At 68.5% G+C, this 11,772-nt stretch carries 12 protein-coding genes and 1 pseudogene; 4 read left to right on the top strand and 9 right to left on the bottom strand.

Features of this window, described 5'->3' with window-relative positions:
• Positions 1-355, top strand: a pseudogene (locus VF649_RS09095) (AAA family ATPase); the annotation flags it as partial.
• 19 nt (positions 356-374) lie between these two features.
• On the opposite strand, the gene VF649_RS09090 reads toward VF649_RS09095, so the two are convergent.
• The 7 genes from VF649_RS09090 to VF649_RS09060 all read right to left on the bottom strand — a co-directional run bounded on the left by VF649_RS09090 (position 375) and on the right by VF649_RS09060 (position 7,214).
• Positions 375-719, bottom strand: coding sequence for a protealysin inhibitor emfourin (locus VF649_RS09090; RefSeq protein WP_331011642.1), 345 nt, complete (start codon positions 717-719; stop codon positions 375-377).
• Positions 719-1,795, bottom strand: a complete 1,077-nt coding sequence (locus VF649_RS09085) for a M4 family metallopeptidase (RefSeq protein WP_331011641.1) — start codon at positions 1,793-1,795, stop codon at positions 719-721. The genes VF649_RS09090 and VF649_RS09085 overlap by 1 nt, the downstream gene beginning before the upstream one ends.
• A gap of 34 nt (positions 1,796-1,829) precedes the next feature.
• A complete protein-coding gene (locus tag VF649_RS09080) occupies positions 1,830-2,603 on the bottom strand; it encodes a hypothetical protein (protein WP_331011640.1) in 774 nt (257 codons plus the stop codon).
• A 10-nt stretch (positions 2,604-2,613) separates the two neighbouring features.
• Positions 2,614-3,636, bottom strand: a complete 1,023-nt coding sequence (locus VF649_RS09075; protein ID WP_331011639.1) for a hypothetical protein — start codon at positions 3,634-3,636, stop codon at positions 2,614-2,616.
• A gap of 245 nt (positions 3,637-3,881) precedes the next feature.
• Positions 3,882-4,811: a DNA/RNA non-specific endonuclease gene (locus VF649_RS09070; RefSeq protein ID WP_331011638.1), complete on the bottom strand. Its 930-nt coding sequence runs from the start codon at positions 4,809-4,811 to the stop codon at positions 3,882-3,884.
• A 226-nt stretch (positions 4,812-5,037) separates the two neighbouring features.
• Entirely contained in the window at positions 5,038-5,343 is a 306-nt protein-coding gene (locus VF649_RS09065; RefSeq protein ID WP_331011637.1) for a cupredoxin domain-containing protein, read from the bottom strand.
• A gap of 278 nt (positions 5,344-5,621) precedes the next feature.
• Positions 5,622-7,214, bottom strand: a complete 1,593-nt coding sequence (locus VF649_RS09060; protein WP_331011643.1) for an inorganic phosphate transporter — start codon at positions 7,212-7,214, stop codon at positions 5,622-5,624.
• 178 nt (positions 7,215-7,392) lie between these two features.
• Between VF649_RS09060 and VF649_RS09055 the strand changes: the two genes are divergently transcribed.
• A complete protein-coding gene (locus tag VF649_RS09055) occupies positions 7,393-7,701 on the top strand; it encodes a GCN5-related N-acetyltransferase (RefSeq protein ID WP_331011636.1) in 309 nt (102 codons plus the stop codon).
• A gap of 40 nt (positions 7,702-7,741) precedes the next feature.
• On the opposite strand, the gene VF649_RS09050 is transcribed toward VF649_RS09055, so the two are convergent.
• Together VF649_RS09050 and VF649_RS09045 are read right to left on the bottom strand one after the other, a co-directional pair.
• Complete coding sequence (locus tag VF649_RS09050) at positions 7,742-9,082, bottom strand: sensor histidine kinase (RefSeq protein WP_331011635.1); 1,341 nt, start codon at positions 9,080-9,082, stop codon at positions 7,742-7,744.
• On the bottom strand, positions 9,072-10,466 hold the full coding sequence (locus VF649_RS09045; RefSeq protein ID WP_331011634.1) for a sigma-54 dependent transcriptional regulator: 1,395 nt from the start codon (positions 10,464-10,466) through the stop codon (positions 9,072-9,074). Before VF649_RS09045 ends, VF649_RS09050 begins: the two co-directional genes overlap by 11 nt.
• Positions 10,467-10,611: 145 nt before the next feature.
• Between VF649_RS09045 and VF649_RS09040 the strand changes: the two genes are divergently transcribed.
• The gene (locus tag VF649_RS09040; protein WP_331011633.1) at positions 10,612-10,836 is read left to right on the top strand and encodes a hypothetical protein; all 225 of its coding nucleotides are present in this window, start codon (positions 10,612-10,614) and stop codon (positions 10,834-10,836) included.
• On the top strand, positions 10,833-11,772 hold a 940-nt coding region (locus tag VF649_RS09035), incomplete at its 3' end, for an HlyD family secretion protein (RefSeq protein WP_331011632.1). The genes VF649_RS09040 and VF649_RS09035, both read left to right, overlap by 4 nt.

The following is an 11,772-nucleotide window of genomic DNA, read 5'->3' as shown; positions in this document are numbered from 1 at the left end:
CGATCGCGCCGGTCGCGAACGGATCCTGCGGATCCAGACGGAGCGGATGCCGCTCGCGCCCGATGTCGACCTCGGCAGCATTGCCGACCGGACGGAGCGCTATACCGGTGCCGATCTGGAAGATGTCGTCCGCCGTGCCGGCCTGATCGCGCTGCGGCAGTCGATCGACACCGGCCACGTCACCGCCGCGCATTTCCGGGAGGCGCTGGCCGACTCGCGCGCGACGGTCACGGCGGAGGTCGAGCAGGAGTATGAGGCGATGTCCGGCCGCCTGAAGCAACAGGCATCCGCGCTCCAGCCGATCGGCTTCGTCACGCCGGGCATGCTTCGCGGCCGGGAACCGGACGGCGACTGATCGGCGTCGCGGGGCAGCCTTACCCTGCGCTGGTCTTCGCCGCCTGCCGCACGGCGGAGATCAGCTTCGCCAGCGCGGGATCACCGACCGGTTCGGCGACCCGAACCTCGCGTTCGCGGTCGCCGATCCGCAGGCACACTGTGTAGAGCCTGCGGTCGGCGTGTTGCGCCGCCGCCGGCGCGTCACACCGAAAAAAATCGGCATCGTCGGCCAGCCGGACCAGTTCGCACGCCGTATCGTGCGGCAGGTCACGAAACGACACGGCGGTGTCGCGGGCAAGACCGGGAAAATGCGCCAGGCCACCCTCGATCCTGATCCGCGCTTCGCCCTCCACGCCGGTGGAGCCGGTTTCGCCTGCCTGCATCACATCACTCCCACCTCGGTCCACGCGGCGGTCACCGCCGCCTGCTCCGTCCCGCCCGCGCCGAACAATCGCCCGGCCACGTCGATCGAAATCCGTGCAAAGCTGGCGAAGTCCGTATTCGCCGTCGTCTGCGGATCGAGCAGCGCATGATACCAGATCCGGCCCGCGCCGTCCCACGCCTTGCCGCCGATCGCCACCGCCGCTCGCTGGAACGCGCGATTGGGAATGCCGGAATTGATATGCACCCCGCCATTGTCCTCGCTGGTTTCGACATAGTCGCGCATATGTCCCGGCTGCGGATCCTTGCCCAGCACCGGATCGTCGTAGGCGGTTCCCGGGTCCCGCATCGATCGCAGCGCCACGCCCTTCACCGCCGGCGTGAACAGCCCCGCCCCGATCAGCCAGTCGGCCTGGTCCGCGGTCTGCCCCAGCACGCGCTGCTTGACCAGCGATCCGAACACGTCGGAAATACTCTCGTTCAAGGCCCCCGGCTGCCGGTAATAGGTCAGCCCCGCTTCCCGCTCGGTCACACCGTGGGTCAGTTCATGTCCCATGATGTCGACCGCAATCGTGAACCGCTGGAACAGTTCGCCGTCACCGTCACCGAATACCATCTGGCTGCCGTCCCAGAACGCGTTGTCATAGGCGTCGCCATAATGCACCGTCGCATCCAGCGGCAGGCCGGCATCGTCGATCGAATTGCGCTGATACGCGGTCCAGAACAGGTCGAACGTCGCGCCCAGCCCGTCATAGGCCTCGTCGATCGCGGCATCTCCGGTCGGCGCCTCGCCCTCCCGCCGCCGGATCACCGCGCCCGGCGCCCGTTCCGCCTGTCCGGCATCGCGGATCGTGCGCAGCGGGCTTGGCGTCAGGATGTTGCCCGCGGCGCTGCGCCGCCGCGCGGTCGGCCCGGTCACCGGCCCCGCCGTGCTGGCCCGCACGATCCGCAGCGTGGGATCGATCAACAGGTTGCGCAACGCCCGCTCGCGCAGTTCGGGCGATCCATTCGCCGCGATCTGCGCCAGGATATAGGGCGGCAGGATGCAATGCAGGCTGTGACGGGGACGAAAGCACATCGAACGACTCCTCACGAAAGATTCTCGGGCGCGATCAGGGGCGGGACCGCCGACGCAGCATGGCGGGCACCAGCGCGACCCACATGATGGTGATGAAGGCCAGCAACTGCGTCGTCTGGTCGGCCCCGCCCGGCAGATATCCGAACCCGCCCAGCGACGCGGCGTAGAGCAGGAACGACACCACCGAGACGATGATCGCGCCGCGATCGGCATCGCCGCCCCGCGCCTCCTGCGTTCCGAACCAGCGCAGCACGATCACGAACAGCGCGATCACCGCGATCAGCAGCAGGCGCAGCGGCCGCGCATCACCCGCGATGCTGATCGCCAGCGGGTACAGCGTCACCGCTTCGATCGGAAACAGCTTCATCAGGCTGGTATAATAGGGCTCCGCAACCGGCACGCCCCGCTGCGGCAGGATCGTCGCCCGCGTCGACGCCGTAGCCGCGGGTCGCAGGCGCAGCGTACCGCGCAGCGTGGCCGGGCCACCCTGCACCATGGGCCGGTCGATCGCGGCGATCACCCGCGCGATCGCCGCGCCATAAACCGCCACCGCCGCATCGCCGGGCGTCAGCGACGCACCGCGCGCCATCGCCGCCTGTGCCTGCTCGGCGATCATCAGGTATCCGGGCTGCGCCTCCGTCTCCGCCGCTTCCCGCGCGGCGAACCGGTCGCGCGCGCCGGCCAGCGCAAGCCGCCATCCCGACAGGCGTTCGAAGAAGCGCGGCACGAACCGCCCATCCTCGACATGACCCTGCAACTGGTCGGCCAGCGCGTCGATCGCGGCCACGGCCTCGGTGGATGTGGTCATCGGCTGCTCCTCAAACCGGCGTCGCCAGGCCGGCGATCAGACCGAGCGCCTTGGTCAGGCGATCGATGTTCATCCGGGCTGCCGCGCGGCGCTGCGCCGCCGTCAGCCGCCCGGCCAGCGCGTCGCGCAATCCGGCCTGCGCACGCTGCGCCAGATCGATCGCATCGCCCACCGTCTGCGCCCGCGCACCGGCCTCCCGCGATGCCGTGCGCGCCGCAAAGATCCGCGCCGCCAGCACCTCGCGCTGCTCCGTGGTCAGCGTTGCCCGGTCGCGCATATAGCTGCGGAACAGCGCATTTCCGAACAGGTCGTCGGCACCCGCCGCACGCCCCCTGCCCCACACCGTCACCTGAGTCTTCAGGCTGGCCAGCGCACGATCGACGACATCGCCGCGCGCCAGCACGATCGCGCGCACCCGCCTCGCGTCGCGCGCCTCACGCGCCAGTTCGGCGGCGAACACGATCAGCGCGGTCAGGCTCTGCCCCTGTTCGGTCGCCAGCACCGCCCCGCCACTGGGCAGATCGCGGCCACCCACGAAATCGGCGAACCGCCCGATCCGGTCGATCTGATCCGCAAAGGCGGTCACCTGCGTGGACACGTCGCTTGCTGGTTCGTCCACGATCTCGGCCAGCGCCGCAGTATAATCGGCGATCGCCGTCAGTGTCTCGATCCGCGGTTCGATGATCGCGCGCGGGCTTTGCCCGATGTCGATCGGGTACGCCGTATAACCCGGCGCCGGACCCGCCGGCCCGACGCAGAGCGGCGCCGGCGGCGTGTCACCCACGGCATCCGGCACCTGGATCAGCAGCGGCGATGCCGGAACGCAGCTCGGATCGCTCGCCACGATCGCGGCGGCCGCCTGCATCCGTCGCGCCTCGACATCGGCGAAATAGCTGCGCGCCGCCGTCGTCGCGGCGGTGCTGGTCGCCGTCACGGTCCGCGCGGTGTCCAGGCGGATGCGGTTCGCCGCGCATCCGGCCAGCAACGCCGCCGCACCCGTCACCGCCAGCATCCCGCTTCGCCGCATCTGCATCATCGCGCTGCTCTCCGTCTCCGCCTCGGGCGCAGCGGTGGATCAGGTCGCCGCACCGGCACATCCTGCACCGCATCCCGCCGCCGCCGCAGCGTCGTCACCAGGTTGACGAGACTCGTCACGAGCGCGGCGATCCCCGTCAACATCGCACCATCAATCTCCATCACCGGCCGACTCCAACCTCGTCATGATGCGGCCATTGTTCACACTTTGTTCTCTGTAGGATAGTGAAAAATAGCAATGGATCAAAGACGTAGGTCTGACGACGTTTTGATGACCCGGCGGATCTCCGCACCGGTCGCGCGCGCCTCGTTGGAAAAGCCGTCATACCGGTCGATCCCGCCAAACCGCAGCCCGGTCTGCTGCGCGATCGACAGCAGCGATCGTTGATAGGTCTTGAACGGCCCGAAGATCAGCGACATGCCGCCCACGTCGACGTCCTGTTCGATCGTATAGCCGCTGGCCGATGGCTTGCCGGCATCATCCAGGAACGCCACCACTTTCCAATAGGCCAACGGTATGCGGACCCCGCGATATTCCGGATCGCTTTCGGCGAAGATCGGTCCGGTGAACACCATCGCCCGCTCCTTCCAGCGCTTCGTGTTACTCAGGATGAAATCTTCCAGCGACAACCAGGTCTCCTGGTTGAATGCGGACAGTTGCGGCGCGCAATTGGTGAAATGGAACGTGTCGCGGTTGGCGGTCGCGGCCTCGCTGCCCCAGTTCGGATCCTCCCGCCGCACCAGATGGCCGCGATCGAAATCATTGTCGCTGTACAGCGCATCGCCAATCTGGGCATCGGCCGGGATCCGCGCGTCCAGCGCCCATGGGTCGCCGCCGCGCGGCACCGATACCGCATTCGCCCCGTCGATATTGACCGCCGTGAATACCGCCAGCCGCCGCGACCGGGACATCACCACCGAGAAATGCATATAGTCCAGCTGCCCGTCCGGATCGCCCGTCACCGGCAGGATATCGCCGGCCAGTGCGGCACCGGGGACCGGCAATGCCACGTCGAATGGGGCGAGGAACGCGGGGTCATAACCCCGCCGCCCCTGAAATGCGTCCGCCGGGGTCAGCCGCTCCGCCGCCTCCGCCAGCAACCGCGCCGGCGCCGTGACGATCGGCCGCAGATCGGTCAGGCGGGGGCGGTAATCGGGGTCGAACGCGAACATGGCACTGTCCCTTCGGTCACACGCCCGTGGCAGTCGCCGGGCCCGCCGTCATAACCCGATCGACGCTATCCGCCCTCCCGGTCTTTCGTATGAACCGGCACCGGCCGTCCGCCTACCGGACCAGGATCTCGCCGCGCAGCTTCTCGGTCGCATCCAGCAGGTTCGTACTGCGGAACCGATAGACCGCACGCGGCGTGTCCGGCGCCACGATGTGCAGCGTCGCGGTCTATCGCGCGGCCAGATCGACCTTGTTATCCGTTACCCAGCCGGAGTCGCGCGGCGCGACACGGGCCAGCGCGAAGAAGTCCGGTGACGAGAAATTATGCTTGCGATTGGAAAGGTTGCGGATGCGCAGGATATAATGCTGCCCGCGCCGCAGGGTCACCGTCGACGGTGTGAAGCGGTCGTTGGTCACCGTGATCGTGATCGGCGTGCCCCGGTTCCAGTTCGGCGCGCGCGGTGCCGCCGCCGCACCGCCCGTCACCGCCGTCACCGTCACCGCCGCCAGCGCCATCGGTCCCCAATATCGCATGTCATCGATCTCCTGCGTGTCGCGACATCAACGCGCCGGTCGATCACCCGATCCCGCGTGCGGCATGGTCGATCCGATGTCGGCGCGCGGACCAGCGCGGACGCGGTGGCGACGGGCAAAAAAAGGCCGGCCGAGGGGATCGGCCGGCGCTAGGAGTTCGGCAGGTGCCAAGGGGGAAAGCACCCGATGCCCCCGTCTAGCCCGATTAGGTTACGATCTCGCTAACGCTGTGGCGTGGGCCTCATCGCCCGCAACGCGTCGCGCGCGACCCGGAAACGTCAGGCACCACCGAAGGCGCGCACGATCGTCAGGAACAGCATGTACAGCAATCCCGACAGCAGCATGGCGGCGGGCAGTGTCAGGATCCACGCGAGCGCGATGTTGCGGATGGTACTTTTCTGCAGGCCGGCGCCGTCGGCGACCATCGTGCCCGCCACGCCGCTCGACAGGATATGCGTCGTCGACACCGGCATGCCCTTCACCTGCGCCAGCAGGATGGTGCTGGCGGCGATCAGTTCGGCGGCGGCACCCATGCCATAGGTCAGATGCGCCTTGCCGATCTTCTCGCCCACCGTCACCACGATCCGCTTCCACCCGATCATCGTGCCCAGCCCCAGCGCCAGCGCGACCGCGATCTTGACCCAGGTCGGGATGTAGCGCGTCCCTTTTTCCAGCAGGTGCTGATACCCGGTCAGCGCCGCGTCGCCGCCGCGCGGGAACATCGCCGCCGCCGCCATCTTGTCCTCGGTCAGCAACCGCAGCGTGTCATAGACCAGATACATGTCGTTGCGCACATTCTTGGTCTGCGCCGCCGGCACCTGGCGCAGCGATCCGAAGCTGCGGAGATCGCCGACGATCTGGCCGGACACCGTATCCAGCGCGGCATAGACTTCGGGCCGGTCGGGCCGGTGCGTCCGCAGCGCCTGCTGCAACACGATATGGGCCTGCCGCGGGTCCACGCTCCGGCCCGCGGCCTTGTCGTGGAACACCGCCTGCGCGCTCGATGCCGTCTGGATGAACGCCGGCGTCGAACTGTCGGGCATCGTGCGGTTCAGCGCATAGGCGGTCGGCGCGACGCCGATCAGGATCAGCATGATCAGCCCCATGCCCTTCTGCCCGTCATTGCTGCCATGCGCGAACGACACCGCGGTGCAGGTGAAGACCAGCAGGGCGCGGATGTGGAACGGCGGCGGCTGCATCCCCTGCGGCTCTTCATACAGCCGGCGGTCCGGCAACACGCGCTTCATCGCCCACAGCAGCAGCATGGCCCCGACAAAGCCCATCACCGGGCTGACCAGCAGCGCCAGCAGCACATTTTCGGCCTGGCTCCATTCCACGCCGGAACTCGCGCCCTGCCCGACGCTGAGCCACTGGTTGGCGACTCCGACCCCCAGCACCGATCCGATCAGCGCGTGGCTCGATGAATTGGGCAGCCCCAGGAACCAGGTGCCCAGATTCCATGCCACCGCGGCGATCAGCAATGCGAAGATCATGGCATAGCCGCCGGCACTGCCCACGTTCAGGATCAGGTCGACCGGCAACAGCGTGATGATGCTGTAGGCGACCGCACCGGTCGACACGAGCACGCCGATGAAGTTCCACACGCCCGACCACAGCACCGCGAACACGGGTTTCAGCGAATGGGTATAGATCACCGTCGCGACCGCATTGGCCGTGTCGTGAAATCCGTTCACGAACTCGAACCCCAGCGCGATCACCAGCGCGAGCGCCAGGAACAGAAAGGCGCCGATCGCCAACGGCTCGCCCACCCGCTGCGTATCCAGGATGATGCTGAACCCGGCATAGCAGAGGCCGGACAGCAATACCGCCAGGAAGCCGATAGCCGCGGCGGGATGAACCTTGTGGTCCAACGGAACCGAATGAGTCTTGGCGACCGTGCCGGAACCGGGGTGCGCTGCTGATATCGTCACGGGATACTCCTGCCCGGCTCCTTTACCCGATATGGCGGATTAGACAACGCGTTCGCTTGCGCCGAATCCGCGCTTTGCCGCACAGGGGATCATGACGCCGCCCGATCCTCTGCCTGGCATGGATAGCGATGATGGCGACGACCGACGGGCGGCGGAGGCGCGCTGGCTGGATCTCACGCGGATCCGGTTGCCGATGGTCGCCGCCGCGCGCGGCTGGCCGGTCCGGGCGGATCACTGCTTCCAGCGGATCCTGCTCGACAATGCCTGCGGTGGCGTCTGGTACGATCATGTCGCCGGGCGCCCGGCTTATGCCCATGCCGATCGCCCGCTGCTCGACCGCGCGATCGCGCTGGCGCAGGCGGCGCTGGCGGGTGACGTCGACCTGGCGGCACTGAACCGGCGATCCCTCGCCTGGCGCAAGCGGTGACGGGCCGGTCAGCCACGGAAAGCCGGTAACCCCGGCCGGGCTATCCCGTGCGCACCGCGAACGATCGCGTCAGGAACAGGCGCATCGCCGCGCCGCCCAGATCGCTGTCGCCGATCTCGATCCGCCAGCCATGCGCCACCGCGATCTGCCGCGCGATGTTGAGCCCGATCCCCGTCCCGCTCGCGCGCGTGGTGAAGAACGGCAGGAACACGTCACGCCGTGCCGCGGCGGGTACGCCCGGGCCATTATCCTCCACCGCGATCATCGGGCCATCGACGGGATCGTCGCGCATCCGCAGGCGGACCTGCGGCTCGGACAGCGCCTGCGTCGCCTGGGCCGCGTTGCGCAACAGGTTGATCATCATCTGCGCCAGCAGATCGGGATCGGCCACGATCACCAGCGACGGATCGACCGCCACATCCAGCCGGTGCCCGGTCCACTCGACGCGGAACAGCCGTTCCAGTTCGGCTGCGAACGGCGCCGCGGCGAAGCTCCGCTGCCGCGGCTCCGGCAACCGCGCCACCATGCGGTAGCTGTCGATGAACCGTCGCATCCCCTCCGCCCGCCGCGCCAGCGTCATCACCGCCAGCCGCGCTTCGGCGATATCGGGCGTCGCCTCCGCCAGCAGCATCGCCGTCGTCCCCGCAAGCGACGTCACCGGCGTCAGCGAATTGAGGATCTCGTGGGTCAGCACCCGGACCAGATCGGTCTGCGTCCCCACCTCCGCCGCATCCAGCGCGCCCTGAACCGGCTGGATCGCCAGCACCCGCACCGGATGGCCCAACCGCGCGACCACGCCGATCCGCACGATCGCACGCTGGGTCCCCCCGGCCAGGTGCAGCGGCACGATCTCCGGCGCGGACGCAGCCGGCCGCGACAGACAGGCGCGCAGCGCGTCGCCATAGACGCCGAATGCCGCGACATCCGCGCCGTCATGCCGGTCGAACAGCTGGCGTGCCGCCTTGTTGACGCGCTCCACCCGGCTTCGCGCATCGATGGTCAGCAGCGGAACCGGCAGGTCGTCGATCATCGCCTCCCAGAAGCGGACCTCCTCCGTGATCCGGACCCGCTCGCTCTGCAGATCGCGCATCGCGGCGCTCAGCGCGTCCCCCAACGCCGCGAATCCGCTGCCGCCACGCGCGTCGAACCGCATCGCGAAATCGCCGTGCCGCAGCGCCTCCACAAAACGCGCCAACATGACGTTGGTCCGCTCGACATGCCGGACCAGCCCGATCAGCGCGCCGATCACGCCCAGCCCGGTCAGCAGCGTCACCGCACCCATGCGGCCGACACCGATCGCCAGCGTCAGTGCGACCAGCGCCACGGCAAGCGCCACCACCCATCCGGCCAGCCCCCAGATAAAGCGCCGGTCAGAGCCCATGCTTCTCCATCCGGCGGTACAGCGCGGCGCGGGACAGTCCCAATTCTCCCGCCGCGGCGGAAATGTTGTAGCCATGCTTGCGCAGCGCCTCCTCGACCAGCCGGCGCTCCACCCGGTCCAGGTTCAGGTCCTCCGCCCCGCGCGTGACGACCGCCTCCGGCGCGATGTGGCGGGTCACCGGTCCCAGCGGAAAATCCTCCGGCACCAACGGCGCACCCCCCGCCAGGATCACCGCCCGCTCGATCGCGTGGCGCAGCGCGCGGACATTGCCGGCCCAGTCATGCGCGACCAGCGCCGCCAGCGCCGCGGGCGTCACCACCGGCGCCGCGCACGCGTAGCGGCGGGCATACAGCGCCAGATAATGCTCGATCAGCGCCGGGATATCCTCCCGCCGCTCGCGCAGCGCGGGAAGCTCGATCTCCACCGTATTCAGCCGGAACAGCAGGTCCTGCCGGAAATACCGTGGATCGCGCAGCATGTCAGGCGTCATGTTGGTCGCCGCAATCACGCGGATATCGACCGGCACCGGACGATTGGCGCCGACCGGGGTCACCACCCGCTGCTCCAGCGCGGTCAGCAATTTTGGCTGCAGCGCCAGCGGCAGGTTGCCGATTTCGTCCAGGAACAGCGTCCCGCCGTCCGCCGCCTGGATACGCCCGATGCGATCCGTCCGCGCATCGGTAAATGCGCCTTTCACATGCCCGAACAGCTCGGAATCGATCAGCTCGGTCGCGATCGCGCCCAGGTCGACCGTGATCATCGGCCTGTCGGCGCGCAGCGACTGGCGGTGCAGGTCGCGCGCAACCAGCTCCTTGCCGGTCCCGTTCTCGCCCAGCACCAGGACGTTCGCGTCGGTCGGCGCCGCCCGCGCGATCAGCGAATGAACCCGTGCCATCGCCGGGGCGTTCCCGATCAGCGGCGTCTCGCCCGCCGCGATGCCGGTGCCGCCCGCCGGCGCGGGATGCGTGGCCGCCGCCTGCCGCCGCGACCGGCTGAGCGCGGCTGCGGTGCGGACGGTGCTCAGCAGCCGGTCGTTCTTCCACGGCTTCGACACGAAATCGGTCGCGCCCCGCTTCATCGCCTCGACCGCCACCATCACGCCGGCATGCGCGGTGATCATCACCACGATCAGCTGCGGGTCCGCCGCCAACACCTGCTGCAACAGCGCCAGGCCCTCTGACGCATCCGTCGCGCCCCGCGCGAAATTGGCATCCAGCAGCATGACGTCCGGGCTGCGGCTGGCCGCCAGCGCGACCGCCTCCTCGGGACGCGACAGCGTCACGACCTCCCGGAACAGTCCGCGCAGCAACAGCCGCGCGGCCACCAGGATATCGTCGTCGTCATCCACGACGACCGCCAGGTCATACTCTGCCACCGTCTGCATCCGATCGAATCCGTACAACCTGTGTGCGGAACCGGACAATCAATTATCGTGCCAGCACCGGGGCCCTATCCGGAAATTGTCGGGCATCATCTGGCACGCTCGGTGCAACGGCGTGGCCATGCAATCCGATGCCATGAGGACCGACGTGGAGCACACCCCCCGGAGCACTATCCTGCTGCTGGTGCTCACAGCACTCGCCTGCTGGGCGTTTTCGCGGTGGCACGCGCCGCTGCCATCGTCCGGCTGGCATCTGAGCCTTCAGGTAGCGCGGGTCCGGATCTCGGTCGGCACCGCCGTCCTGCCCGTCCGGAACCGGACACTGCTGTTCGAAATCGGACAGGTCGCAACCCGGCTGGTGTTGCCGCAATGACGGTGAAGCTCCTGCACACCGACGCGGGCACCCCCGACGGCGCCGTCAGCGGCAGCGGCATGGACCGGGTCGTGACGGCGCGGCGGTGGCCACGCTGGGCGCCTTGGGTGATCGCCGGCGTCGGACTGCTCGCGGTCCTGGCGCTTTTCTGGAGCTATGCGCCGCGCGGGGGGGCGCAGACGGTCGCGACCGATCGGCTGACGATCTCCACCGTGCGCAATGGCACGTTCGAGGATTTCATCCCGCTGCGCGCGCGCGTCACCCCGCTCCTCACCGTCTATCTCGACGCGATCGAGGGCGGCCGGGTCGAACGGATCCTGGTCGAGGACGGCGCCATGCTCGCCAAGGGCCAGCCCATCATCGAGCTGTCCAACGCCGAACTCCAGCTTTCCACCCTCGCCCGCCAGACGGAAGTGGAGCAGCAGATCAACAATATGCGCTCGCAGGAACTGGCGCTGTCGCAGACCCGACTGTCCAACGCGCGCGCGATCCTGGAGGCCGGGCTCGCCCTCCGGAAGGCCAGCCTGCAATATCGGCGGGAGGCACCGTTGGCGGGGCGCGGTTTCGTCGCGGGGAAACAGTTTGATGATACCACCGCCCAGCTCGCCTATGAACAGGAACGGCTCGACGCGCTCCGCCGCAGCCAGGCCAATGATGAACGGCTGCAATCCAGCCAGCTGACGCAGCAGCGCGCCTCGATGGCGTCGATGCAATCCGGCCTCGCCATCGCGCGCGCCAATCTCGATGCGCTGAAGCTGCGCGCGCCGGTCGCGGGGCAGCTCTCCGGGTTCAATCTCCAGGTCGGTGAATCACTGTCCCGCGGGCAGCGCATCGGCCAGATCGACAGCCCGGGCCGCAACAAGCTGATGGCCGGCGTCGACGAATTCTACCTGGGCCGTGTCCAGCTGGGGCAGAAGGCTTCGGTCGACTGGAACG

Origin of the sequence: Sphingomonas sp. (genome assembly GCF_036387535.1) — a bacterium.
In the GTDB taxonomy this organism is placed as follows: Bacteria; Pseudomonadota; Alphaproteobacteria; order Sphingomonadales; family Sphingomonadaceae; genus Sphingomonas_R.
This window is presented reverse-complemented; position numbering and strand designations above follow the sequence as displayed.